At 66.3% G+C, this 24,700-nt stretch carries 19 protein-coding genes; 14 read left to right on the top strand and 5 right to left on the bottom strand.

Annotated elements, in window-relative coordinates; translation table 11 throughout:
• The first annotated feature begins 34 nt into the window (after window positions 1-34).
• Together C7401_RS41910 and C7401_RS41905 are read left to right on the top strand one after the other, a co-directional pair.
• Window positions 35-3,445, top strand: a complete 3,411-nt coding sequence (locus C7401_RS41910; protein ID WP_112177938.1) for a CHAT domain-containing protein — start codon at window positions 35-37, stop codon at window positions 3,443-3,445.
• On the top strand, window positions 3,442-6,660 hold the full coding sequence (locus C7401_RS41905) for a CHAT domain-containing protein (RefSeq protein ID WP_112177937.1): 3,219 nt from the start codon (window positions 3,442-3,444) through the stop codon (window positions 6,658-6,660). The genes C7401_RS41910 and C7401_RS41905 overlap by 4 nt, the downstream gene beginning before the upstream one ends.
• Window positions 6,661-6,684: 24 nt before the next feature.
• On the opposite strand, the gene C7401_RS41900 is transcribed toward C7401_RS41905, so the two are convergent.
• Window positions 6,685-7,464, bottom strand: a complete 780-nt coding sequence (locus tag C7401_RS41900) for a hypothetical protein (RefSeq protein WP_112177936.1) — start codon at window positions 7,462-7,464, stop codon at window positions 6,685-6,687.
• A gap of 175 nt (window positions 7,465-7,639) precedes the next feature.
• A complete protein-coding gene (locus tag C7401_RS41895; protein WP_112177935.1) occupies window positions 7,640-8,380 on the bottom strand; it encodes a GntR family transcriptional regulator in 741 nt (246 codons plus the stop codon).
• Window positions 8,381-8,511: 131 nt separating this feature from the next.
• Here C7401_RS41895 and C7401_RS41890 point away from each other — a divergent pair, with 131 nt between their 5' ends.
• The 7 genes from C7401_RS41890 (at window position 8,512) to C7401_RS41860 (ending at window position 15,889) form a co-directional block, all read left to right on the top strand.
• On the top strand, window positions 8,512-9,876 hold the full coding sequence (locus C7401_RS41890) for a class-II fumarase/aspartase family protein (protein ID WP_112177934.1): 1,365 nt from the start codon (window positions 8,512-8,514) through the stop codon (window positions 9,874-9,876).
• A 51-nt stretch (window positions 9,877-9,927) separates the two neighbouring features.
• On the top strand, window positions 9,928-10,344 hold the full coding sequence (locus tag C7401_RS41885) for a Zn-ribbon domain-containing OB-fold protein (RefSeq protein WP_112177933.1): 417 nt from the start codon (window positions 9,928-9,930) through the stop codon (window positions 10,342-10,344).
• Complete coding sequence (locus tag C7401_RS41880; RefSeq protein ID WP_112177932.1) at window positions 10,341-11,513, top strand: acetyl-CoA acetyltransferase; 1,173 nt, start codon at window positions 10,341-10,343, stop codon at window positions 11,511-11,513. Before C7401_RS41885 ends, C7401_RS41880 begins: the two co-directional genes overlap by 4 nt.
• A 55-nt stretch (window positions 11,514-11,568) precedes the next feature.
• A complete protein-coding gene (locus C7401_RS41875) occupies window positions 11,569-12,246 on the top strand; it encodes a 3-oxoacid CoA-transferase subunit A (protein WP_112177931.1) in 678 nt (225 codons plus the stop codon).
• Window positions 12,236-12,904: a 3-oxoacid CoA-transferase subunit B gene (locus C7401_RS41870; protein WP_112177930.1), complete on the top strand. Its 669-nt coding sequence runs from the start codon at window positions 12,236-12,238 to the stop codon at window positions 12,902-12,904. The genes C7401_RS41875 and C7401_RS41870 overlap by 11 nt, the downstream gene beginning before the upstream one ends.
• A gap of 69 nt (window positions 12,905-12,973) precedes the next feature.
• Complete coding sequence (locus C7401_RS41865; protein ID WP_258397448.1) at window positions 12,974-14,320, top strand: MFS transporter; 1,347 nt, start codon at window positions 12,974-12,976, stop codon at window positions 14,318-14,320.
• A gap of 30 nt (window positions 14,321-14,350) precedes the next feature.
• A complete protein-coding gene (locus C7401_RS41860) occupies window positions 14,351-15,889 on the top strand; it encodes a 3-hydroxyacyl-CoA dehydrogenase (RefSeq protein WP_258397447.1) in 1,539 nt (512 codons plus the stop codon).
• Between the two features lie 102 nt (window positions 15,890-15,991).
• Here C7401_RS41860 and C7401_RS41855 read toward each other — a convergent pair whose 3' ends face one another.
• The 3 genes from C7401_RS41855 to C7401_RS41845 form a co-directional block, all read right to left on the bottom strand.
• A complete protein-coding gene (locus C7401_RS41855) occupies window positions 15,992-16,423 on the bottom strand; it encodes a PPC domain-containing DNA-binding protein (RefSeq protein ID WP_112177929.1) in 432 nt (143 codons plus the stop codon).
• 4 nt (window positions 16,424-16,427) lie between these two features.
• Complete coding sequence (locus C7401_RS41850) at window positions 16,428-17,021, bottom strand: PPC domain-containing DNA-binding protein (protein WP_112177928.1); 594 nt, start codon at window positions 17,019-17,021, stop codon at window positions 16,428-16,430.
• Between the two features lie 226 nt (window positions 17,022-17,247).
• On the bottom strand, window positions 17,248-18,147 hold the full coding sequence (locus C7401_RS41845) for a LysR family transcriptional regulator (protein ID WP_112177927.1): 900 nt from the start codon (window positions 18,145-18,147) through the stop codon (window positions 17,248-17,250).
• Between the two features lie 260 nt (window positions 18,148-18,407).
• Between C7401_RS41845 and C7401_RS41840 the strand changes: the two genes are divergently transcribed.
• The 5 genes from C7401_RS41840 to C7401_RS41820 all read left to right on the top strand — a co-directional run bounded on the left by C7401_RS41840 (window position 18,408) and on the right by C7401_RS41820 (window position 24,684).
• On the top strand, window positions 18,408-19,547 hold the full coding sequence (locus tag C7401_RS41840; RefSeq protein WP_258397445.1) for a sigma-54-dependent Fis family transcriptional regulator: 1,140 nt from the start codon (window positions 18,408-18,410) through the stop codon (window positions 19,545-19,547).
• 143 nt (window positions 19,548-19,690) lie between these two features.
• On the top strand, window positions 19,691-20,710 hold the full coding sequence (locus C7401_RS41835; protein ID WP_112177925.1) for a TRAP transporter substrate-binding protein: 1,020 nt from the start codon (window positions 19,691-19,693) through the stop codon (window positions 20,708-20,710).
• 3 nt (window positions 20,711-20,713) lie between these two features.
• Window positions 20,714-22,615, top strand: a complete 1,902-nt coding sequence (locus C7401_RS41830; protein WP_112177924.1) for a TRAP transporter large permease — start codon at window positions 20,714-20,716, stop codon at window positions 22,613-22,615.
• A 20-nt stretch (window positions 22,616-22,635) separates the two neighbouring features.
• Window positions 22,636-23,439 carry an SDR family NAD(P)-dependent oxidoreductase gene (locus tag C7401_RS41825; RefSeq protein ID WP_112177923.1) on the top strand — a complete coding sequence of 268 codons (804 nt, stop codon included), beginning with the start codon at window positions 22,636-22,638 and terminating at the stop codon, window positions 23,437-23,439.
• A 72-nt stretch (window positions 23,440-23,511) separates the two neighbouring features.
• Window positions 23,512-24,684 carry an acetyl-CoA acetyltransferase gene (locus tag C7401_RS41820; protein WP_112177922.1) on the top strand — a complete coding sequence of 391 codons (1,173 nt, stop codon included), beginning with the start codon at window positions 23,512-23,514 and terminating at the stop codon, window positions 24,682-24,684.
• Window positions 24,685-24,700: the final 16 nt, after the last annotated feature.

Below are 24,700 nucleotides of genomic sequence, written 5' to 3'. Positions count from 1 at the left end.
GCCCCCGCGCAGACAGAACGCGAAGGAGACCACGATGCCGATCCGCAACATTCCCGGTAGCGATATTGCCTATTACCTGATCCTGTTCGACGAGAACGGCCGCGAGCGTGCCGAAGCCGACGGCACGATGCTCAGCGCCGCGGTCATGGCGCGTCTCGCGGCGGCCGATGATCCCGTCACCGACGTGTTCGTATGCAGCCACGGCTGGCAAGGCGACGTGCCGGCGGCGATCGACCAGTACGATCGCTGGATTGGCGCGATGGCGCAGTGCGAGGCGGACCTCGCCGCCATGGAAGCGCGCAATCCGGCCTTCAATCCGATGGTGATCGGCGTGCACTGGCCGAGCCTGCCGTGGGGCATGGAGACCGTACCCGCGAGCGCCGCCGGTGCCGCGTCGCCGGCCGGTGTGCTGTCGACCGGCGCGGACGCCGCCAGTCATGACGCGATCGACATGCTGGCCGGGCAACTGGGCGCCGATGCCGACACGCGAGGCGCGCTGCAACGCATCTTCGCCTTCGCCGATATTGCAAGCGACACGAACTTGCCGGGCCATGTGCTGGCGGACTTCGAGACGCTATTCACCGCTTCGAAACTGCGCACGGGCAGTGCCGCCGGCCGGCCGGGCGCCGATCAGGACGGCTTCGATCCGCAGGCGATCGTCGACGCGGTCGCGCCGCAGGCCGCGACGGCAGCGGTGCCCGGCGGTGCGGGTGCAGGCGCGGCGGCCCCGCATGTGCTCGGGATCGTGGGCGCGCTCAAGGATGCGGTGCTCGCGCCGCTGCGGCAACTCTCGTTCTGGAAGATGAAGGACCGCGCCCGCACGTTCGGCGAAGGCGGCGCGCACGCGCTGCTCGGCGCGATGCAGAACGCCAGCGCCAACGCGCGCTTTCACCTGATGGGGCACAGCTTCGGCTGCATCGTCGTCTCGGGCATGGTCGCCGGAGAGACCACGACGGGCACTGAAACGCCGATTCCGGCGCTGCACCGTCCCATCGATTCGCTATTCCTCGTGCAGGGCGCACTGTCGTTGTGGTCGTTTGCGGCCGATGTGCCGTTTGCGCCGGGCACGCCGGGCTACTTCTCGCGCATCCTCGACGGCGCGCTGGTTTGCGGGCCGCTGCTCACGACGCAGTCGAGCTGGGACACCGCCGTCGGCAAGTTCTATCCGCTCGGCGCGGCGGCGAAGGGCCAATTTCTGCTGGGCGCCGATGCGTTTCCGAAGTACGGCGGCGTGGGTGCGTTCGGCATTCAGGGCGCGCCCGAAACGGTGGCGTTGACGCTCGGTGCGATCGACGCGCGCTACGACTTCAGCGACGCGCACGTATTCAACTTCGACGCGAGCGGCGTGATCCGCAACGGCAGCGGCCCGGCCGGTGCGCATAGCGACATCGCGCATCCCGAGGTCGCGCATGCGTTCTGGTCGGCGGCGCTCGAAGGCGCGTCGGCGGATGGGGCGGCCGCGGCTGCCGCCAAGCCCACCGCGCCGCCGGCTGCGCATCCGCCTTTGGGCGCGTTGCCGCCGCGACGCGGCCTGCTCGACATCGAGGACACGTTGCCGTCACCCGCTGGCGTGGCGGACGTGCAGCGCGGCGGGCTGCTCGATATCGCGGATGCGCCGCCTGCCGATATGGCTGCGGATGGCGCCGCGTCGTCAGGCGCCGCCGCACCGGCCGCACCGGCCGCATCGCCGCCGCCACCACCGCCACCACCGGCGGCCATGGCCGCCGCGCCCGGCAGCGCGCCCGCGCCCGCCGCAACGTCACGCTGGATCAATGCCGAATTCGAGGACATGGAGCCCGCCGATCCGCTCGTCAAAGGGCAGTGGCATACGCTCGCCTTCGGCGTGGACGTGACCGCGCACCACGACGCGCCGGTCAGCGTGCCGTTCGCGGAGCGCGGCGTGTTCGGGCCCGACGACGCCACTGTCGTGCTCACGGTGCAGATCGACACCGACGACTTCGACATTTCGGGGAAGACGGGCTTGATGCGCATACCGCCCACGGGCAAGGGCTATTCGAAGGCGCGCTTCGACATCGCGCCGCGCAAGGACGGACCGTGCGCGCTGAAAGCGACCATCCTGAAGGACGGCCAGTTCATCCAGCAGATCGACCTGGTTTTCGAGGTGGGATCGGCGGCGGCCCCGGCCGTGCAGGTCGCCACGCGCGGCCGCGGACTCGACGGCCTTGCCGTGCTACAGCCGCGCGACCTGAGCCTGCAAATCTATCCGGGCGCGGCGGGCGACTACGAGTGCGTGCTGTGCGGCGCGGTCGCGACGCACGTGCGCCTGCCGGTCAACGCCGCATTGATCGACGCCTATATCCGCAGCGCGCGCGACAGCCTCATGAAAGTCGTCATGTACCGGGACGCGGGCGGCAACTACGTGTTTCAGAGCGGCATCGACGCGACACAGGATGCGCTCGACAAGGCATTGCCGATCATGGCGGACGCGGGTGCGCTCCTGCTGAGCACGCTTTTCTATGGTCCCGGTGCGGGCGACGACGTGCGCGCCGTCGGCAACGCGTTGCGGCAACTCGGCACGCGTGCCGATCTGCGGCTGAAGATCCAGATCGTGGCGCAGACGCTGCCGGTGCCGTGGCCGCTGCTGTACCTCGGCGACGTGAGCGGCGACGTACCGTATAGCTGGGACAATTTTCTCGGCATGCGGCACATCATCGAGCAAATCCCGTTGCAGAATCCGATGGCCGTGACCGAGCCGGAGATCACGAGCACGCCGAGCCTGAACGTGAGCCTGAACTTTCATGCGGGCATCGATGCGCAGATGGGCGTCGACGTGGTCGCCTCGCAGCGCGCGTTCTGGCAGGGGCGCGCGGGCACGACCATCGAAGACCGCGAGAGCGGCGACGATTTCATCAAGGCGCTGCGTCAGGCGCAAACGCCCGATCAGATTCTCTATCTGTATTGCCACGCCGTCTCGAAGGGCTTGACCGATCCTGGCGGCCCAGGCGCGTCCTGCATCGAGCTCACCGACCGCCTTGTGAGCCTCAACGATCTGAAGCTGCGCGCGCCGACCGACACGCGACTGGCCGGCAAGCCGCTCGTGTTCATCAACGCGTGCGAGTCGGCGGAAATGTCGTCGACGTTCTATGACGGGTTCGCACCGTACTTCATGGACAAGGGCGCGCGCGGCGTGATCGGCACCGAGTGCAAGACGCCGGCACTCTTCGCGAAGGCGTGGGCCAACCGTTTCTTCGAGGAATTCCTGGCGGGCAAAGCGTTAGGCAACGTCATGCTCGGCCTGCGCGACGAGTTCCTGAAAGCGCATTTCAACCCGCTGGGCCTGCTTTACGCCGTGCATTGCGACGCCGACACGCGGATCGATCCCGCGTTGCAGGCGTCGAAGGCGGCGCCTGCGGCGGCTGCCGAAGGCGCAGCGGCGCAGCGTCCCGGCGATGCGAGCGCGAGCGCGGCAGGAGCGGCGGGATGAGCGTCGTCTATGGCCTGGGCGGCGAGCCGGACCCGGCCGCCCCCCCTTCGCCCGCCGCGCCGCGCGACTCGCCGGACGTCGTGGCGCTGCGCGGCGTCTCGCTCGGCCAGCATCATCCGGTATTGACGAACCCCGGGTTGCGCGACCCGGCGCAAGCCGACGCGTCGAACGCATCCACCGTGTCCAACGCGCCGCTGCGCATCGAGGTCATCAACGCCGACCTGAAATTCGTCGACGAGGCTGTGATGTGCGGCCACTATCGCGGCAGCGTCCTGGCCGGCGCGGAGTGCGTGCTCGACTGGCTGGTGGGCCGCGCGATGAGCACGTCGATCCGGCTCGGGCGCTATCCCCAGGCGCTCAAGGCGCAACAGGTCTTCGTCAACGCGTCGGTCGATCGCGTCAATCCGCTGCGCAGCATGCCGCGTCCGGCGGGGGTGATCGTCGTGGGGCTGGGCGACGAGGGGCATCTGCGCGCGAGCGGCCTCGTTAGCGCGGCACGGCTGGGCGTCATCGCCTGGGCGCAACATGTGGCCGAAGAGGCGCGCAGGCGCACGGGCGCGGTCGGCGTGCCCGCGTGGTTCGATCTCGCGGCCACCCTGGTGGGCAGCGGCGGCACCGGCATGTCGCCGGGCCTGGCTGCACGGTCGGTGGCGGAAGGCGTGCTGGAGGCGAGCCGCATGCTCGCTTCGGTGAACTGGCCGAAAGTCGGCACGCTGACGCTGGTCGAACTGTATCTCGACCGCGCCGTCGAAGGCTGGCGCGCCGTGCAACTGCTGAGCGACTCGGCACGCGGCTGCTATGACGTGCAGCACTACGTGCGCATCGGCACCGGCGCGCTGCTGCGTCCGCTGGAGTCGAGCTATCGCGGCGCGGACTTCGACCTGATTTCCGCCGCCACGCAGGTCGATCAGGACGGCGCGTCGTCCATCGTGTATACGCTCGACACGCGCCGCGCCCGCACCGAAGTGCGCGCGGTCGCGGCGCAAGGGCGGCTGCTTCAGGAACTCGTCAGCGTGGCGTCGTCGAGCACGTGCAACGACGCGAGCGTCGGGCGCACGTTGTTCAAGCTGCTCGTGCCCGTGGAGATGCGGCCATTGCTCGACGGGTCGAGCGAAATGCAGATCGAGCTCGATTCCGGCACGGCGGCCATTCCGTGGGAACTGCTCGATACGACGCGCGACCTGGAGAGCGCGGATAACACCGGGAGCGGCGGCCACAAGCCCTGGGCGATCCGGACCAAGTTGCTGCGCAAGCTGCGTACGCAGGAGTTTCGCCGCGAGGTGGAGGATACGGGCCGGGAAGCGCCGATCCTGCTGATAGGCGACCCATGCGCCGACGACCGCCGCTATCCGCTCTTGCCGGGCGCGCGGCGCGAAGTGCGCGCGGTGCGCGATCTGTTGACGAACGGGCTTGCCGGGGCGCGCCGCGTGACGACGCTCGTCGCGGAGTCGGACACCGCACGCGGCCCCGACGCGCGCCAGGTGGTGGTCAACTTGCTCGACAGCGACTGGGGCGTCGTTCATATCGCGGGGCATGGCCTGCCGGTCACCGACCACCTCGCGACCGCCGACACCTTTGCGCCCGGGCCGGCGGCTTTTACCGCGCCTGCCGCGATGGCCACGGGCAGCCCCGGCGCGCCGCCCGCCGGGGCGTCGGCAAACGGCAATGGCGCGGGGCCTGCCGACGCCCGCCCCAACGAAGGGGCCGCCGCCCCGAAAAGCGCCGCCGCGCGCGCGGGCGGCGTGGTGCTCTCGAACGGCGTATTTCTCGGCGCGGACGAATTTGCGAAGATGCAGCGCGTGCCGGAACTGGTGTTCATCAACTGCTGCTATCTGGCGCGCAGCGACCCGGGCAGTCTGCTCGAAGTCGTCGTGCCGCCGCTGAACCGGCCGTACTTCGCCGCGAGCGTGGCCGAGGCCTTGATCCGCATCGGTGTGCGCTGCGTGGTGGCGGCGGGATGGGCCGTCGACGACGTGGCCGCCGCGAAATTCGCCACGAGCTTTTACGACGCGTTGCTCGATCGCCGCCGCTTTCTCGACGCCGTGGCGATCGCGCGCGAAGCCGCTTATTCGCCCGAGAACAACACCTGGGCCGCGTACCAGTGCTATGGCGACCCGGACTGGTATCTGCGTGCGCCGCTGCTGGACCAGGACAGGCCGACGGCCGACGGCGTGCGTCGGCGCGAGTACGCGGAGAAGGCGCTGACCGACCGCTATGCGTGCATCGCCTCCTCGCATGGCCTGATGATCGCCTTGCGGCAGATCCAGACCGAACTGCGCGTGAACAACGCCGATATCGAAGCGGCCAGAGTCCGGCTCGAATTCCTCCATGCGCAGTATGCGCAACCGGCGCCGCACTGGGAGCGCATCGGCGAAGTGGCCGAAGCGTTCGCCGACGCCTGGAAGGAAACCGGCGATCTGGAGCAGGCCGCGAAGTGGTATCAGATGGCGGTTCAGGCCAACGACGGCAGCGCGACACTGCATGCGACCGATCAGCTGGCCTTCACCCAGGTCCGGCTGTCGCTGCACCGTGTGCGGGAGGCTGCGTTCGAGGGCGATGCGGCACGACTGCAAACGGCCATCGAGGCGGCGCGCAGGATCTACGTGACGACGACCTCAAGCCTCGGGCACCTCGTCACGCTGTACCCGTCGATGGAGCGGCTTGCGCTATGCGGCTCGACATGCATGCGGCTGGCGATGGTCGAGCGCTTCGCAGGCTGCCGCGACGCGCAACTCGCCGCGATCGCCCAGGCCATGAGCCACTACGCGAGAGCGGAGGCGACAGGCAGCGACACAGGCGATGCCAGGGTGTACTACGTACGTATTCAGCGCTGTGCGATCGAGCTTGTTGCCCATCTCGCCGGGCAACTGGAGCAATACCGCGAGCCCGACTGGAACCTGATCGGCGCGGATTCACCGGAGGACGATGAGACCGAGCCTGACTTCTGGAGCCGTTCGGCGCGCAGTACGGTCTGGATTTATCAGAGCGTCGCGCACTGCGCGCTGGCGCAAAACATGCAGCAGGTGATGAGCGATCTCGCGGATCTGCACCGCTGCCTGCCTGCCCGCAACAACTGGAGCGCGCTCTACGATCAGTGCGATTTCGTGCTGGCCGAATACGCGCAGGCGTCGGCCAGCCTCGAACGCGACGCGGCCCACTCGCTGCTCACGCAACTGCACGACTGGACCGCGACCGATACGGCACAGGGGCCGTAATGGCCGCGCGCCCGGCATGCGCCGTCAAAGGTCCGGCAACTGGCTGATATAGCTCTTGCTGTGCTGCGCGACGCGATTGCTGAGATCGGGTTCGAGCGAGTCGAGAATCGTGGTGTCGATCTGCGCCTGCGAGGCGTAGTGCGAGAACTGGACGTCCTCCTGCTTCGCCTTGAAAAAGAGCACCTGCGTGACGACGGCGTTGGCCTTGATGACGAAGGCCATCAGCGAGACGACGAAGCTGCCGTCGGGCTCGGTTTGGGCCAGCGCGACCTGAAAACTCGAAGCATTCACGGCCTGCGTCTCGCGGTCGAAGATCGTGATCCAGGGCTTGCTCGTGTCCATGCTGGCGAGCGCGTTGAGCGTCGTGGTGATCAGCGCAAGGGCGCTCACCGCGCCGGGGCCGAGCAGGAGCGTCGCGACGGCGAGAATCGCTTCGTGCGTTTCGAATTCGTTCGCCGTGTTGGCGGTGTGAGTCGTCGTGGTTGTCTGCACGAGCCAGCCGATGTTCGCGAGCACGGAGGTGTATTGCTTGTACCAGTCGTCGAGGTCGCCGCCGTCGGGCACCGCGCGGCGCGCAACGAGTTGCGCGAGCAACAGCGAGTTCGTGACGGCGAGCCGGCGCTCGGGCGGCACGCCTTGCGCGAACGTCACGACACCCGAGCCCACGACGACGGCCTGGTCCTTGCTCGCGTCGAAACTGGGCGTGGTGTCGTCGAGCAATAGCGATGCATGCGATTTGTCGACGGGCGGCAGCGTGACACCGAGCAGATACGTACGCGCGGAATCGATCGTTACGTTGGGCATGAGCGGCTCCTTTGTGGAATACGCCTTCTTCGCAATACATCGTAGTGCATGCGTCGAGGGCGTGCAGGAGAATCCTTGTGGAGCGCGCGTGTGCGCATGACATCGTCTTTCGATGCCACGCCATCATTCGAGCTTGTCGTGATGCACGCGCGCACCCATGCGTCGGCTCGATTCGTTAGCGACGCGCGTCGCGCGTCAGTTGCATGGAGAACGTGAAGCGGTCGGCCGGGTGAATCGACACACTGATCTCGAAGATCTGGTTTGACGAATCCATGTAGCGCCGGATGATCTTCAGCGCGGGCGTGCCCGCATCGACGTTCAGCTCACCGGCGAGCGTCGCGTCGACGGCAACCGCATGGATCTCCTGCTGGATGTGCGCGATCTGCCGCCCGTAGTGCGTTTCGATCAACGAACTAATCAGCGTATTGGGCGCGGCGCGGATCATGTCGCCCACTTCCTTGTAGCCAGGCTCGATATAAACATCCGTCCAGCCGATCGGCTCCCCGGAATTCGCTTCGTCCATTCGCAGGCTTGAAATCTGGAGCCAGCGCGAGCCGCCGACGCAGCCGAGCTCTCGCGCGGTGTCGAGATCCACGACCGTCTGCTGGATGTTGCGGACCACACGCACGTGCGTCGCGCCAAACAGCGCAAGGTCGTCGACGGTCGCGAGCGCCTGATAGGCGCCGGTCGGCCGGCTCGATTCGACACGCGTGCCGACGTTCTTGCGGCGCGACACGAAGCCGAGCTGTTGCAACTCCTGCAACGCGGCGCGCACCGTGTGCCGGCTCGTCCCGAACTGCTCGCACAGTTCGAGTTCCGTGGGCAGCAGCGCCCCGACCTGGTACCGGCCCGAACGGATCGCCTCCGTGAGCTGCCGCGCGATTTCGCTATGTCGAATTTTTGTCGTTCCGGACATGGACTGGCCTTCGGGTAAATGCATAGGGTTTCCCCTCATAGTGACGAGGTGCTGAGGTGCCTACGATGCATATGTTCGGACATGTAGATATGTCCGTTTAAATATAACATATGCCTACCGACATTCACAATATGAGCAGCAGTACCGTCATCGACTCCGTGTTGTTCCGCAACGCATTCGGTACCGCCGAGATGCGCGACGTGTTTTCCGACAAGCGGCTCGTCGCCCGCTATATCGAAGTGGAAGTCGCGCTCGCGCGTGCGCAGGCGCGCTGCGGCGTGATTCCGCGTGAAGCGGCCGATGCCATCGCGGAGTCGGCGCGCATCGAGCGTATCGACTTCGACCTGATGCGCGACGAAACCGACATCGTCGGCTATCCGATCCTGCCGCTCGTGCACCAGTTGGTCCCTATGTGCGGCGAAGCCGGTCGCTATGTTCATTGGGGCGCGACGACCCAGGACATCATGGACACCGCGAACGTGCTCCAGATTCGCGACGCGCTCGCGCTCGTCGAAGCGGATCTGCGTGCCGTGCGCGGCCATCTTGCGGATCTCGCGCAACGCTATCGCGACACGCCGATGGCGGGGCGCACGCATCTCCAGCAGGCGCTGCCGGTGACGTTCGGCTACAAGGCGGGCGTGTGGCTCGCCATGTTCGATCGTCATCAGGAACGCCTGGCTGAACTAAGGAAGCGTGTGCTGCTCGTCGAGTTCGCGGGCGCGGCCGGCACGCTGGCTTCGCTCGGCGACAAAGGGCTCGACGTGCAGCGGGCGCTGGCGGACGAACTCGGCCTCGGCATGCCGGCGACGACGTGGCACGTCGCGCGCGACGGCTTCGCGGAAGCGGTCAACCTGCTCGCGCTGATTACCGGTTCGCTCGGCAAGGTCGCGTACGACCTGATGATCATGGCGTCGACCGAGTTCGCGGAAATCTACGAACCGTTCGTGAAGGGGCGTGGCGCGAGCAGCACGATGCCGCAGAAGCGCAATCCGATCTCCAGCGAACTGATGCTCGCGGCGGCGAAAGCGGTGCGGCAGCATGCAGGCCTGATGATCGACGCGATGGTGCAGGACTTCGAGCGCGCGACGGGGCCGTGGCACGCGGAATGGGTTGCCTTGCCGGAAAGTTTCATCCTGACGGCCGGTGCGCTGAATCAGGCGAAGTTCGCGCTCGGCGGGCTGATCGTCGATACCGCGCAAATGCGCCGCAACCTCGACATCACGAAGGGGCTGATCGTTGCCGAGGCGGTGATGATGGCGCTCGCGCCGGCCATCGGGCGGCAACAGGCGCATGACATCGTCTACGACGCGTGCCGCACGGTAGCCGGGAAGGGCGGCACGCTTGCCGAGGCGCTGATCGCGCTGCCGGCGGTTGCGCAGCACTTCGACCGCGCGGCGATCGAACGGATGACCGATCCCACGAACTATCTCGGCCTCGCGCCGCAGCTCGCGGACCGCGCGGTGGCCCTCTCGCGGGCGATGGACGAGGCGGCCTGATTTGCCGCGTTCGGCCGGGAACCGATCCAACACAAGCAAGGTGATGAACCGATGACCTCAGAATTGAACGGGAGCGGGCGCGCAGTCGATGCGCCGGGCGGTCCCGAGCAGCGTTATTTCGACTGGCTGGCGTCCGGCGAATGGCGCATTCCTCACTGCACGTCGTGCTCGCGTGCGGTGTTCTATCCCCGCATCGTCTGCCCGTTCTGTAGCGGCCGTGCGTTCGACTGGAAACGCCCGAGCGGACTCGGCACGATTTACGCAAGCACGGCGATGCGGCGTCCCGCCGAAGCGGGCGGCGATCTGAACCTGTGCCTCGTCGATCTCGACGAAGGCGTGCGAATGATGTCGCGTGTGGTGGGCGTCGATCCGGGGGCGCCGCGTTGCGGCGAGCGCGTGCGCGCCTTCATCGACATGACGGGCGACACGCCGCTGGTGCTGTTCCGGCGCGAGGAGAACAACGCATGAGTACGACTTCCCCGTTGCGCGGCGCGGCCGCGATTGCCGGCATCGGTATGGCAGGGCTCGGCGCGGCGCGCGGCTTCAGCGAAATGGAAATCCTGGCCGAAGCCGCCATGAACGCGGTGGCCGACGCCGGGCTCACGATGGCCGATATCGACGGCCTCTGCACGTGCAGCGCGTCGGCCACCATGTGGGCGATGCCGGTGGCCGAGTATCTCGGTATCCGCCCGGCGTTCATCGACAGCACGATGCTCGGCGGGTCGAGCTTCGTCGCGCATCTGTGGCCGGCGATCCATGCGTTGATGGACGGCACCTGCAATGCGGTGCTCGTTTGCTACGGCAGCACGCAGCGCACCGGCAAGGTCGATCGCGCGGCCGTCGGCAAGATGCGCCAGGTGCTCGATCCCCAGCCCTACGAAACGCCGTATCAGCCGATGCAGCCTATCAGTGCGTATGCACTGGCCGCGGCGCGCCATATGCACGAATACGGCACGACGCGCGAACAGCTCGCGGAAGTCGCGGTGGCCGCGCGCGAGTGGGCGAGGCTGAATCCGCTCGCGTACTCGCGCGACCCGCTGACGATCGACGACGTGCTGAACGCGCGTCCTGTGTGCGATCCGCTGACCGTGCGCGACTGCTGTCTGCTGACCGACGGCGCGGGCGCGTTCGTCTTGATGCGTGCGGACCGCGCGCGCCACGGTCCGCACAAGCCGGCCTACGTGCTGGGCAATGCCACCGAGGTATGGCACCGGCAGATTTCGTCGATGGACGACCTGACGGTGACTGCCGCCAGTGCGTCGGGCCGGCGTGCATTCGAAATGGCGGGCGTCGGCGTGCGCGACGTCGATCTTGCCTGCCTGTACGACGCGTTCACGATCAATGTGATTCTCTTTCTCGAAGACCTCGGTTTCTGTCCGAAGGGCGAGGGCGGGCGTTTCGTGTCGGGCGGCGCGCTGGCGCCAGGCGGCTCGCTCGCGGTGAATACGAACGGCGGCGGCTTATCGTTTGGACACCCAGGCATGTATGGCGTGTTCCTGATCATCGAGGCGGTCACGCAGTTGCGCGGCGATGCAGGCGCGCGCCAGCGGCCGGTGGACATCGCGCTCGTGCACGGCAACGGCGCGACCCTGTCGAGCCAGTCGACCGCCATTCTCGGCTCGGCCGCTGCGTTGTGAACGATGCAATCCATAGGGACGCGAAAGCGATTCTGAAAAGACGGACCAAAAGACAATGATCAACAAGATTGTTCCCACCCTGCGCGATGCCGTGGCGCCAATCACGGACGGAGCGTCGGTGATGGTGGCGGGATTCGGCGACTCGGGGCTGCCATTCGAGCTGCTCGACGCGCTGGTCGAGCACGGCGCGAAAGACCTCACCATCATCAGCAATAACGCCGGAACGGGCACGAACGGGCTGGCGGCGCTGCTTCTCGCGGGGCGTGTGCGCAAGGTGATTTGCTCGTATCCGAAATCGTCCGGTGCGGACGTGTTCGCCGAGCTGTACAAAGCGAAGCGGGTGGAACTCGAACTGGTGCCGCAGGGCACGCTGATCGAGCGCATGCGCGCGGCAGGCGCGGGGCTCGGCCCGTTTTTCACGCCGACGGGCTACGGTACGCCGATCGCCCAGGGCAAGGAACAGCGCGAATACGACGGCAAGGGCTATGTGCTCGAAGTGCCGCTGCATGCGGACTTCGCGCTCGTGAAGGCCTATCACGCGGATCGCTGGGGGAACCTGACCTGGCGCCTCGCCTCGCGCGGCTTTGGCCCGGTGATGTGCATGGCGGCGAAGCATGCGATCGCGCAGGTCGACGACATCGTGCCGCTCGGCGCCATTGCGCCGGAGTCGGTGATGACCCCCGGCATTTTTATCGAAGCCATCGTTCAAAAGGAGAGCGGGCGTGGGCGCTGAGAACAGATTGAGCCGGGAGCGCGTTGCCCAGATCATCGCGCAGGACATTGCACCGGGCAGCTATGTGAACCTGGGACTGGGGATTCCCACGCTGGTGGCGCGCTATCTCGATCCCACGAAGGAAATCGTCCTGCACAGCGAGAACGGCATTCTCGGGCTCAGGGATCTGGAGCCGGGGCAGCCGCAGGATCAGGACCTGATCAATGCGAGCAAGGGCTATGTGCAGATGGTCACGGGAACTTCGATCAGCGACCAGTCACTGTCGTTCGCGATGATGCGCGGAGGCCACCTCGACGCGACCGTGCTCGGCGCGTTTCAGGTGTCGAGCAGCGGCGATATCGCGAGCTGGTCTACCGGCGACGACGGCGTGCCCGGCATCGGTGGCGCAATGGACCTCGTCGCCGGCGCGCGGCGTGTGATCGTGGCGATGGAGCATACGACCCGTAAAGGGGAGCCGCGTCTGCTCGATGCCTGCACGTTCCCGCTGACCGGCAAGGGCGTCGTGAGCACGGTCTACACCGACATGGCGATTCTCGACGTGGAGCGCGAGCGCGGTTTCGTGGTCCGCGCGCTTGCACGCGGGATCAGTCGGGAAGCGCTTCAGGCCGCATCCGGCGCGCGCCTCGCGTTCGCGCCAACTGTCGAGACGCTCGACTAGGCGCGCATTGACGAGGGCCGCCGCGCGCAGCGGGCGGCCCACCAGACGAGACTAATAGAGGAGACCCCATTGAGCACGCATCAACTTGCAGACAACCCGAACGACCCGATGGTGGCGTCCGGGCAGCCTTCGGGCACGGCGTTCTCCGCCGAGCAGACGGCATCCGTTTTCCGGAGAGTGGCGGCGCGGCTCGTGCCGTTCCTGTTTCTCTGCTACGTGATCAATTACATCGATCGCGTGAATCTGAGCTTCGCGCACCTGCAACTGCGCACCGATCTGAACCTCTCGGAAGCGGCGTTCGGCTTCGGCGTCGGTATTTTCTTCGTCGGCTATGTGTTGTTCGAAGTGCCGAGCAATCTTCTCATGCGCAAGATCGGCGCGAGAAAGACGATCGGACGGATCATGATCTTGTGGGGCATCGCGTCGGCCGGGATGATGTTCGTGCAAACGCCAATGCAGTTCTACACGGCGCGCGTCGTACTCGGCATCGCCGAAGCGGGCTTTTTTCCGGGCATCATCTTCTACCTGAGCTCGTGGTTCCCCGACCACTTGCGCGCCCGCATCATCTCGACGTTCGTGCTGGCCATTGCGGTGGCGGGCATCGTGGGCGGCCCGATATCCGGGTGGATACTCTCTTCGACCGAAGGCCTGCACGGCATGCGCAGCTGGCAGTGGCTGTTCCTGCTCGAAGGGATCCCGGCGGTGCTTGCCGGACTCTTTGCGCTGGCGTATTTGCCGGATAGTCCCGACCATGCGCGCTGGTTGTCAGCGGCCGAGCGTGAAGCCATTAAAGACGAGCTCGCGCGCCACCAGGTGGCGGCCGGTGTGACAAAGGCGACGCATCACTTTGGTGAGGCGCTTCGCAATCCGAAGGTTTATATCTGCACGTTGGGCTGGTTTTCGCTCACGTGGGCCGGAAGCATCCTCAATTACTGGGCGCCGGCGATTATCCGCCAGTCGGGCGTGACGGGCGCCTGGCACATCGGCTTGCTGTCCGCGGTGCCGTTCATTGTCGGCGCGATCGGCATGATCCTGTTCTCCCGTCATTCGGACGCGACCGAGGAACGACACTTTCACTTCGGCGCGCTGGCGTCGCTCTCGGCGTTCGGTGCGATCGGCCTCGGACTGTTGCATGGCGACACCGTCATGGCGATTGTGTGCCTTGCCGTGCTGGCGGTCGGCTATTTGTCGTGTGTGGCGATCTTCTGGACCATTCCCACCGGCTTTCTGACCGGGACGGCGGCGGCAGGGGCGATCGCGCTGATCAGCAGCGTTGCCCAGATCGGCGGATTGATCGCGCCGTCGGTCATTGGCTGGATGGCGAGCGTCACGCATCAACTCAGCGCGGGATCTTACGTTGCTGCCGCGGTGCTGTTCTGCGGAGCGGCCGCGATCATCTCAATCAGGCCACGGTGATCGCCAGTGCACGTTGAACAACGACGCGGAATGAATGCGATGAAGCCTGTGTTCGATAGTGACTTCGAAATCGGCGTGATCGGAGCCGGGCTGATGGGGCGGGGCATCGCGCAAGTCGCCGCTCAGGCCGGTATCCGCGTGCGGTTGTACGATGCGAAGCCCGGCGCTGCCGTCGAAGCCTGCGGACAGATCAAACACGCATGGGATGCTTTGGTCGACAAGGGGCGGTTGAATCCGCAAGACGCAGCGCGCTCATGCAACCGGCTTGCGCCAGCCATGCAGATCGAGGAGGTGGCATCGTGCTCCGTTGTTATCGAGGCGATCATCGAATCGCTTCCCGCCAAGCAGGAACTGCTTCGGCGCCTGGAGTCGATCGTGGGCGAGCACTGTGTGCTGGCGACCAATACGTCTTCGTTATTGGTGACGGAAGTCGCCGCAGGGTGCGCGCATCCTGAGCGCGTGGCCGGGCTGCACTTTTTCAGCCCCGTGCCGCGCATGAAAATCGCTGAGGTCATTGACGGTGTGCGAACCGCGCCGTGGGTCTGCGATCGTCTCGTCGACCTCGTTCGCCGGATCGGACACGAGCCTGTTCGCGCAAAGGACAGCCCGGGCTTTATCGCCAATCATGCGGGCAGGGGCTACGGCCCCGAAGCGTTGCGCATTGCGTCCGAAGGCGTCGCGGATTTCGCCGTGATCGACGAGATTCTCCGTGACGCGTGTGAGTTCCGTATGGGGCCTTTCGAACTGTTCGACCTGACCGGCCTCGATGTGTCGCATGTCGCCGGGGAATCGATTTATCGGCAGTTTTACGAGGAGCCGAGGTTTCAGCCTTCGCTGATCACGCGTCAGCGCCTGGCGGGCGGGCTCCTCGGGCGAAAGACGCGGCGGGGCTTTTACGAGTACGACGAAAGCGGCAGGCGCAATCCAGGCGCCTCCGCGAGCGCGCCCGCGCTTCGCGACATTCCGGTTTGGGTCGAGGCAGGCGACACGTCCGGCCACGATGCGATACGCGCGTTGGTGCGCGCGTCGAACGTCCATCTGGAAGCGGGCGAAAAGCCCTCCGCCGGGGCTTTGGCCATCCTGCTTCCCATTGGCGAAGACGCGACGGCAGCTTGCGTTCGCCAGCAAACCGACCCGCGCCATACGGTGGCGGTCGACCCGCTATTCCTGGACCGGCGCCGCACGGTGATGCTCACGCCGGTCACGGACGCCTTGTTTCGCGATCAGGCGAAGGCCCTTCTGGCGACAGACGGGATACCTGTTTCGGTGATCAACGATAGTCCTGGTTTTGTCGCGCAGCGAATCTGCGCGTCGATCGTGAATGTGGCGTGCAATATGGCGCAGCAGCGCATCGCGTCGCCTTCCGATATCGACAACACGGTAAAGCTGGCCCTGGCGTATCCACAAGGACCGTTTGCGCTTGGCGATTCGCTTGGCGCGAAGGGGGTGTTGCGGATTCTTGAGGCGCTGCACGAACGTTACCGCGAGCCGCGTTATCGACCCAGCCCCTGGTTGTCGAGACGAGCCGCGCTCGGTGTTCCGCTCGCTACGCCTGAAGCCAGCACCTGATTGCGCATGCCGCACGGCGCAACCAGGCGAGGCGGCGCGGCGTCACGCACGCCGCCGCCCGCTTAATGACGCGGCGGCGCGGCGGCGCTGCGGCAATCACGATCACGCAGGCACGCTCTCCTGCGTCCATCCCTCCACGATCCATTCCTGCAACGTCACCTCGATGGTAATGAAGGAGCGGTTCGCGCCGGGCACGAAGTAGCCCGCGTACATGCGGCCCTGCGTGTCGGCCACCATGCCGCTAATGGACGTGCGCGCGCCGTCGTCGAGCGAGACTTCGCCGAACGCGTTGAGAATTTCCACGCCCGGCCCCGGCACGTTGACCGATTGCGCGGCCTCTGCGGACCCGTGCGCGAGTCGCGCTTCCAGCAGACTGCCCACCGCGCTGCGAACAACAGCACGCCGGATTCCATGCGACTCGCACAACTGAACGAGCGCATCGACGAGATCCTCGCCGGGTTTGAGGCGGGCGACAACGAGACGGCCGTAGTGGCCCGATTCGACGGTGATGGTAGAAGGGGCGGATGTGTTCATGGATTCAGACCGGTTGGAGCAGATCAAAAGTTGTTTCGGCGTCGGGCGAGACCACCAGATCGATGCCGTCGAACAGGCACAGGCGAATATGCAGGCCCGTGGCGGCCGCGAATGTTTCATCGAGAATCACGTGGCCGCCGTGATGTCGTCCCTGCGCGTCGACGAAGCCGCCGTGGCAGTGCAGAATGCGCACGCCATCCTCTCGCCGGCCAATGGTGATTGCCGCGCCGATTAGCGTGTTCTCGCCGCTCGTGACGATGGGCGGTCCATACACATAGGGGCGCGGGCCTTCGGTGGCGTGCGTCATGACGTGGTACTGCACCCGCGCGCACGCGCCGGCCACGATGCGGCCGCAGCCCGCGCCGGCACCCCAGCCATCGAGCAGGCCGCGCAACGCGGCGCCAACCCGCGTGCCGCCGGGCAGGATGACGTTGAACTCGCGCGTGCGATTTCCGGTTGTGGCGTCGAGCACGCGGGGCGCTTGCGCGCGACCCGGATGCGTGACGAGAGCGGCAAAAACCGGCGTGCCGGCCAGATTCCGGCGCGCGGCTTGCGCTTGTGCCGCAAGGCCGTCCGGTGGAAACATCGTTTGAAGCATGGAAGGGGTTCTCCTGGCAATGCCCGGATAGGGCGGCTGCCTTCATGCAAGAACGATGCCGGTGTGAAAACGATGCGTGCGCAACGAATGCGAAGGCCGTGGCGGCGGCGTTGCGCCGATACGAACGGGCGGCGCGCGGGCATGCAGCGTGTGTCCCGCCATGCGACAGGTGTTGCGCGAAAACGCGACACCTGTCGCGCATGCCCGCGCATGTCCGCGTATATCTTTAGCCGCCGGGCTTCAGCTCCGCGCCCAGTTTTTCCGAGAGGGCGACGAAGGTCTGAATGCAGGGATTGTGGTTGAGCCCGTTCCAGGTCACGTTCACGTCGACGTAAGGCGGATTCGCGAGCGTGCGGAATTTCACGTTGATCGGCCGGGCGGTTTTCATCGAACGATGCACGAGCGCGACGCCTATCCCCTGGCCCACGAGGTTGACTATCGTCTGCTGATAGTTGGTTTCCAGCCGGATCTTGGGCGTGAAGCCGCAGCGCTTGCAGTGCGAGACGATCGCATCGTAGATGTACGGCGCGGCCACGCGCGGCGAGATCAGGAAGGACTCGCCGCGCAACTGGGCGGCGTCGAGCGTGCCGGTGCGCCGTGCGAGCGGATGCTCGGCGGGCAGGGCGACCACGAGCGGCTCGCTGAACACGGTGCGGGTTTCCAGCCCCTCAAGCTCGCTCGGCGGATACATGATCGCGACGTCGGTGTTGCTCTCGCGAATGTCCTGCATCAGCAGGCGTGGAATGGACTCGGTGAGGTGCACGTCCACGCCCGGAAACTCGGAGGTGTACGCCCGCGTGATGGGTGGCACGACGCTATAGGCCGCGGCGAACATGAAGCCCACCGAAAGCGAGCCGCTATGGCCGAGGCTTGCCGTGAGCGCGTTGCGCTTGGCGCGCTCGACCGAGGCGAGGATGTCCTTGGCGTCCTGAAGAAAGCGTTCGCCGGCCGCCGAGAGCTTGACCGAGCGCCGCGTGCGATCGAGCAGCACGACGCCCAACTCCTCCTCGAGCAACGCGATCTGGCGTGACAGCGGCGGCTGCGAGATGTGCAGGCGTTCGGCCGCGCGCCCGAAATGCAGGGTTTCGCCCAGCACCGCGAAGTACTGAAGATGCCGCAATTCCATATGAGGGCCTGTCTCCATGAATAGCGGGCCTGCGAACGCGGCTTGCCGGCTGCGGTGCAAGCCTCTGATGCCCGTGCGAATGCATTGATACCCAAGAGGTATTACAGCGTGACGATTATTGTATTGGAAAATATTAATCGCGCGCACTACTCTCACCGCTACAGCAATGCAGCACGCGAGCGCCACAAGCCGAAGCGGGCAGGCATGCGAAGACCGAAAGCAGGCGGCCACGGCCGCCGCCCCCAAGAACGGAGACATTCGTGAGCGCCCACAAAGCAGCCCACCACGTCCCAGTCTGGCACCAAGGGAACGACCCGCGCCACGATCTGGACGAGCAGGCAGAGATGGACAGCGCCATGCGCGAGGTGATGATTCGCGGCAAGCGCTTTATCGATCGTGGCTTACCCGTATTGATTCTCGGCGAGACCGGCACCGGCAAGGAGCTGCTCGCCCGCGCACTGCACGCGTACGGCGCGCGCCGTGCCGAACCGATCGTGGCGCTGAACTGCGCCTCGATTCCCGAGACGCTCATCGAGAGCGAACTCTTCGGTTATGCACGCGGTGCGTTTTCCGGCGCGCTGCCAGGCGGCATGAAGGGCAAACTCGCTCAGGCGCACGGCGGCACGCTGTTCCTCGACGAGATTGGCGATATGCCGGCCGCACAGCAAGCGCGCCTGCTACGCGCGCTCTCCGAACGCGAAATCACGCCGCTGGGCGCCGCCGCGCCCGTCGCGCTCGACTTCCAGCTCATCTGCGCGACGCATCAGCGGCTCGATGCGCTCGTCGAAGCCGGACTCTTTCGCGCCGACCTCTATTACCGCGTTGCCGTGGGCGTGCTGCATCTGCCGCCGCTGCGCGAGCGCAGCGATCTGCGCGCGCTGGCCCTCGCCATCGCGCAGGAAGAAAGCGGACGTGCGGTGACGATCACATCGGCTGCATGGCAGCACCTGCTCGCGTGCGAGTGGCCCGGCAACGTGCGGCAGTTGCGCGCCGCGCTGCGCTATGCCTGCGCGGTGGCTCGCAACGCGCATATCGAGGAAGGCGATCTTCCCCACGAACTGCTGCGCGTGCGGGCGCATGCCGAATCACGCCTCCACGCATCTGCACCGCGTAGCGCGCCACCTCAGGTCAGTGCCGATCCGCATACGAAGCGCGGCGCGCAGCGCGAACGCGTGCTTCGCGTGCTCGCGCATACGCGCTGGAACCTCTCGGTGGCTGCGCGCGATCTCGGCATCTGCCGATCGACGCTCTATCGTCAGCTCAAGTCGCTCGGGATTCCTCATATTCGCGACTCGGGCGCCACGCTCGTCGATGGCGAATCGTTCGCGCTGTCCGACGCTCTCGAAAGCGAATGGGCGCAAGCCGGCCTCGGCAGGCCAGGTCGCCCCCGGTTCGCCTGACCCGTAGCGCCGGGGCGCACGCCAGCGCTTTGGCGACTCAACGTCATTTCCGCAGGTTCAAGTGGTGAGCGCCGCCGTTTTGACTGCTGTTCTCACCGCGGTTTTCACATAAGGCCGGCACACCGGCTCAACAGGAGACAACCATGCAGCACATCAGTAGACGTTCGTTCCTTCAGGCGCTCTCGCTCGCCGCCGCGGCTCCCGCGCTTTCGCTCGTCTCGCGGCCCGCGCGCGCCGCCGAATTCACGCTGCGTTACGCGAACAATCTGCCGGCCGCGCACCCCATGAACGCCCGCGCGAAAGAGATGGCCGCGCGCGTGCTCGCGGAGTCGAAAGGGCGCGTGGAGCTCCAGGTGTTCCCGAACAACCAGCTCGGCAGCGACACCGACACCCTTTCGCAATTGCGCTCGGGCGCGGTGGACTTCTTCACGCTCTCGCCGCTCATCCTCGGCACCTTCATTCCGGCCGCGCAGATCAGCGGCATGGGATTCGCGTTCAAGGACTACGACAACGTCTGGGCCGCGCTTGACGGCGACCTCGGCGCGCATGTGCGCAAGCAGATCGGCGCCACCTCGATCTTCGCGTTCGACAAGATCTGGAACGGCGGCTTTCGCCAGATCACGATGGCCGCAAAGCCGGTGGCGCAGCCGAAGGACTTGCAGGGCGTGAAGCTGCGCGTGCCGCCCAGCCCGCTTTGGACCTCCATGTTCAAGGACTTTGGCGCCTCGCCCGCGAGCGTGAATTTCGCCGAGGTGTATTCGGCCTTGCAGACGCATGTGGTGGAAGGCCAGGAGAACCCGCTTTCGATCATCTACACGGGCAAGCTGTACGAAGTGCAGAAGTTTTGCTCGCTCACCAACCACATGTGGGACGGCTTCTGGTTCCTCGGCAACAAGGACTCGTTCTCGCGTTTGCCTCCCGATCTCCAGGCCATCGTGCGCAACGCCGTGAACGACGCGGCGGTCAAGCAGCGTCAGGACGTGGTCCAGATGGACCAGAACCTGCGCGCGAAGCTCGAAGGCGTGGGGCTGAAGTTCAACGAAGTGGATCAGGCCGCGTTCCGCAAGCAGTTGCAGGCCTCGGGCTTCTACGCCGACTGGCAGAAAAAATTCGGCCCGCAGGCGTGGGCGCTACTGGAAAAGTATTCCGGCAAGCTGGGGTGAACCATGCAGACTTCGCAAACTCTCGCTCAGGGCGGCTCGCAGGCGGGCGCGCCCATCAGTCCGGCGCGCGCGGTGTCGCGCGCCGTGATTCATCTCGTCGAGTTCGCCGCCGCCGCGCTGCTGGTGGCCGAAGTCGGGATCCTGCTGTGCGGCGTGATCTGGCGCTATGCGCTCGACTCGCCGCTCGTGTGGTCTGACGAACTGGCCTCGGCGCTCTTTAGCTGGCTCGCGATGCTCGGCTCGGTGCTCGCCCTCCTGCGCGGCGAGCACATGAAAATGACCGCCGTGGTCAAACGCTGGTCGCCTGCATGGCAGGCGTGGGCGCAGAGCGTTGCGTCGCTCGTCGTGTGCGTGTTCGTGGCCATGATCGTGGTGCCCGCCGCGCACCATGCGAGCGGCCAGATGGAGATCTCCACCCCGGCGCTCGACATGCCCGACGGCTGGCGCGCCATGGCCTTGCCCGTGGGCGCGGCGCTGATGTTCTGCGTGGCCGTCGCGCGCATGCTTGCGTTGCCCGGCACGCGAGCGCGGATCGCGGCCATCGTGACGGTAGGGGCCGTGGCCGCTGCGCTCTGGCTTGCCGCGCCCGCGCTGCTCGCCATGGGCAACCTCAATCTGCTCGTGTTCTTCGTGGCGCTCGTGGCCGGCGCGATCGTTGTGGGCACACCCATTGCCTTTGCGTTTGGCATTGCCACGGTGAGCTATCTCACGCTCGTCACGCATGCGCCGCTCGGCATCGTGGTGAGCCGCATGGACGAGGGCATGGCCAATCTCGTGCTGCTCGCCGTGCCCGTGTTCGTGCTGCTCGGCTCGTTGCTCGAAATGAGCGGGCTGGCGCGCTCGCTCATCGACTTCATGTGCGCGCTGCTTGGGCATGTACGCGGCGGTCTGCAATTCGTGCTGCTCGGCGCGATCTTCCTCGTCTCGGGCATTTCGGGCTCGAAGGCCGCCGACATGGCCGCCGTCGCGCCCGCGCTCTTTCCCGAGATGCGCAAACGGGGCTCCGATCCCGAGGAGCTTGCCGCGCTGCTCGCCGCATCGGGCGCCATGACCGAGACCATTCCGCCCAGCCTCGTGCTCATCACGATCGGCGCGGTTTGCGGCGTGTCGATCAGCGCGCTGTTCGTGGGCGGCCTGATGCCCGCCGTGGTCGCCACGCTGCTGATCGGCGCGGTATGCTGGCTGCGCGCGCGCCGCGAGAGCGCGGCCAGTGCCGCACGCGCGCCGTTCGCGCAGATCGCGCGCACCTTCGTCGTGGCGCTGCCCGCGCTGGTGCTGCCGGTGCTGATTCGCGTGGCCGTGGTGGAAGGCATTGCCACCGCCACCGAAGTCTCGACGCTCGGCGTGGCCTATACGCTGCTGTTCGCGCTCGCGGCTCGCGCGGCGGGCAAGCCCGTGCCGCTGCGCCGCCTGTACCGCATGCTCGTGGACGCCGCCGCGCTTTCCGGCGCGATCCTGCTCATCATCGGCCTCGCGACCTCGATGGCATGGGCGCTCACGCGCTCGGGCTTCTCGGGCCAACTCGTCGACATGATGCAGAGCGTGCCCGGCGGCAAGACCGGCTTCCTGCTCGTCACGATCGTCTGCTTCGCCATTCTGGGCAGCGTGCTCGAAGGCATTCCCGCCATCGTGCTGTTCGGCCCGCTGCTGTTTCCGGCCGCGCACGCGCTGCATATCAACGACGTGCACTACGCCATGGTCGTGATCCTCGCGATGGGCCTGGGCCTCTTCGCACCGCCTTTCGGCGTGGGCTTCTATGCGGCCTGCGCAATCGGCAAGGTCTCGCCCGACGGTGTGGGCCGCCGCGTCTGGCGCTATCTGCTCGCGCTCCTCGTGGCGCTCGTCGTCGTGACGTTCGTGCCGTGGATTTCCACCGGCTTCCTTTCCGCCGCTCCTTCTTTCTGATCCGCAATCCGGAGTCGTTCATGCTAGATATCACCGTTTCCGAAACTGCCGCCCGCCGTGTCAACAACGCGCGTGGGCGCGTCGCACTCGTCACCGGCGGCGCCATGGGCATCGGCGCCGCCATCGCCCGCCGCCTCGCGGACGACGGCTTCACCGTCGTCGTCGCCGATCTCAACGTCGCGGCCGCCGAGGCCACGGCGCGCGAAGCCTGCGAGCAGGGCCACGAAGCCGTTGCGATGGCGCTCGACGTCGGCAGCGCCGCGTCGATCGAGTCGCTCGTCGAGCAGATCGGCACGCGCTTCGAGCGCTGCGACGTGCTCGTCAACAATGCGGGCATTGCGAAGACCTATCCGTTCGAAAGCTATCCCGTCGATCACTGGCGCGCCGTGATGGAGGTGAACGTGACGGGGCCGATGCTGCTCGCGCAGCGCGTTTCGCACCACATGATCAAGCGCCGCTGGGGCCGCGTGATCAACATCGCCTCGGTAAGCGGCATCCGCGCGAGCGCGGGGCGCACGGCCTACGGCACTTCGAAGTCGGCGGTGATCGGGCTCACGCGCCAGATGGCGATCGAGCTGGCGGATCACGGCATCACCGCCAACGCCATTGCGCCGGGGCCGATCGAAACGCCGATGGTGGCGGCGCTGCATTCGGACGTGGCGCGCGACAACTATCTGCGCGCGGTGCCGATGCGCCGTTATGGCACGCCCGACGAGATCGCAGGGGCGGTGGCGTTCCTCGCTTCCGAAGACGCCTCGTACGTCACCGGCCAGACGCTCGCGGTGGACGGCGGCTTCGTCGCGGCAGGCGTGCTCGAAATCTGAGCGGTTTCAACGCGATGCTACGAAGTCAATGACGCCGTAGTGATTAGTCATGCTAATGATCAAGGATATTTCGTGAAAGCAGAACCTCTAATCGTAGGCTGGAGCCACCTGCCGTTCGGCAAGTTCGATGCGCTGGAGCCGGAAGACATGATCGCCCAGTCCGCGCGCGGTGCGCTCGACCATGCGGGCGTCGACGCCGCGCTCGTCGACTCGGTGCACGTGGGCATGTTCAACGGCGGCTTCGTGTACCAGGACTTTCCGTCCGCGCTCGTTTTCAACGCCATTCCCGAGCTTCGCTATGCGTCCACGGTGCGCTGCGAGAACGCTTGCGCGACCGGATCAGCGGCCGTTTATTCGGCGCTGGATGCGGTGCGCTCGGGCCGCTCGAAAGTCGCGCTCGTCATCGGCGTGGAGAAGATGAACGGGTTGCCCACCGCGCAAGTGGGCGAAATCTTGCAGAAGTGCTCGTACGCGAAGGAGGAAGCCGGCGTGCCCGGCGGCTTCGCGGGCATCTTCGGCACCATTGCGCAGGCGTATTTCGAACGCTATGGCGACCAGTCCGATGCGCTCGCGGCCATTGCGGCGAAGAACCATCGAAACGGCACGGCGAATCCTTATGCGCATATGCGGCGCGACTTCGGTTTCGACTTCTGCCGCACGCCGTCGGAAAAGAATCCGTTTGTCGCGGGGCCGCTCAAGCGCACCGACTGCTCGCTGATTTCCGATGGCGCGGCGGCCCTGGTGATCGCCGCCGCGGACAGCGCCCAGGGCGCACGGCGCGGCATCGGCTTTCGCGCGAGTGTGCAGGTGAGCGACTACCTGCCGCTTTCGCGCCGCGACCGCACGGAGTTCGCGGGCGCGCGCCGCGCATGGCAACGCGGCCTGGAGGAAGCACGGGTCACGCTCGATGATCTCGCGCTGGTAGAAACGCATGATTGCTTCACCGTTGCGGAACTCCTCGAATACGAAGCCATGGGACTCGCGAAACCGGGCGAGGGCGCGCGCGTGATTCTGGACGGCGTGAGTGCGCGGGACGGGCGTTTGCCGGTCAATCCTTCTGGCGGCCTGAAGTCGAAGGGGCACCCAATCGGCGCAACCGGTGTGTCGATGCACGTGATGGCGGCGATGCAACTCGCGGGCGAGGCCGGCGACATGCAAATCGCCAACGCGGCGATGGCAGGCGTGTTCAACATGGGCGGCGCGGCAGTCACGAATTATCTGAGCATCCTCGAACGGCAATTTTGAAGGCGATTGGCTTCGT

Origin of the sequence: Paraburkholderia unamae (assembly GCF_003268775.1) — a bacterium.
GTDB classification, from domain to species: Bacteria; Pseudomonadota; Gammaproteobacteria; order Burkholderiales; family Burkholderiaceae; genus Paraburkholderia; species Paraburkholderia unamae.
Note: the sequence above shows the minus strand (reverse complement) of the source record. Positions and strands in the feature narration are given on the sequence as shown.

Bases quoted from the DNA above. Each gene is read 5' to 3' on its own strand.
- C7401_RS41910 (WP_112177938.1), top strand. From the start codon at position 35: ATGCCGATCCGCAACATTCCCGGTAGCGATATTGCCTATTACCTGATC.
- C7401_RS41905 (WP_112177937.1), top strand. From the start codon at position 3,442: ATGAGCGTCGTCTATGGCCTGGGCGGCGAGCCGGACCCGGCCGCCCCC.
- C7401_RS41900 (WP_112177936.1), bottom strand. From the start codon at position 7,464: ATGCCCAACGTAACGATCGATTCCGCGCGTACGTATCTGCTCGGTGTC.
- C7401_RS41895 (WP_112177935.1), bottom strand. From the start codon at position 8,380: ATGTCCGGAACGACAAAAATTCGACATAGCGAAATCGCGCGGCAGCTC.
- C7401_RS41890 (WP_112177934.1), top strand. From the start codon at position 8,512: ATGAGCAGCAGTACCGTCATCGACTCCGTGTTGTTCCGCAACGCATTC.
- C7401_RS41885 (WP_112177933.1), top strand. From the start codon at position 9,928: ATGACCTCAGAATTGAACGGGAGCGGGCGCGCAGTCGATGCGCCGGGC.
- C7401_RS41880 (WP_112177932.1), top strand. From the start codon at position 10,341: ATGAGTACGACTTCCCCGTTGCGCGGCGCGGCCGCGATTGCCGGCATC.
- C7401_RS41875 (WP_112177931.1), top strand. From the start codon at position 11,569: ATGATCAACAAGATTGTTCCCACCCTGCGCGATGCCGTGGCGCCAATC.
- C7401_RS41860 (WP_258397447.1), top strand. From the start codon at position 14,351: ATGAATGCGATGAAGCCTGTGTTCGATAGTGACTTCGAAATCGGCGTG.
- C7401_RS41855 (WP_112177929.1), bottom strand. From the start codon at position 16,423: ATGAACACATCCGCCCCTTCTACCATCACCGTCGAATCGGGCCACTAC.
- C7401_RS41850 (WP_112177928.1), bottom strand. From the start codon at position 17,021: ATGCTTCAAACGATGTTTCCACCGGACGGCCTTGCGGCACAAGCGCAA.
- C7401_RS41845 (WP_112177927.1), bottom strand. From the start codon at position 18,147: ATGGAATTGCGGCATCTTCAGTACTTCGCGGTGCTGGGCGAAACCCTG.
- C7401_RS41835 (WP_112177925.1), top strand. From the start codon at position 19,691: ATGCAGCACATCAGTAGACGTTCGTTCCTTCAGGCGCTCTCGCTCGCC.
- C7401_RS41830 (WP_112177924.1), top strand. From the start codon at position 20,714: ATGCAGACTTCGCAAACTCTCGCTCAGGGCGGCTCGCAGGCGGGCGCG.
- C7401_RS41825 (WP_112177923.1), top strand. From the start codon at position 22,636: ATGCTAGATATCACCGTTTCCGAAACTGCCGCCCGCCGTGTCAACAAC.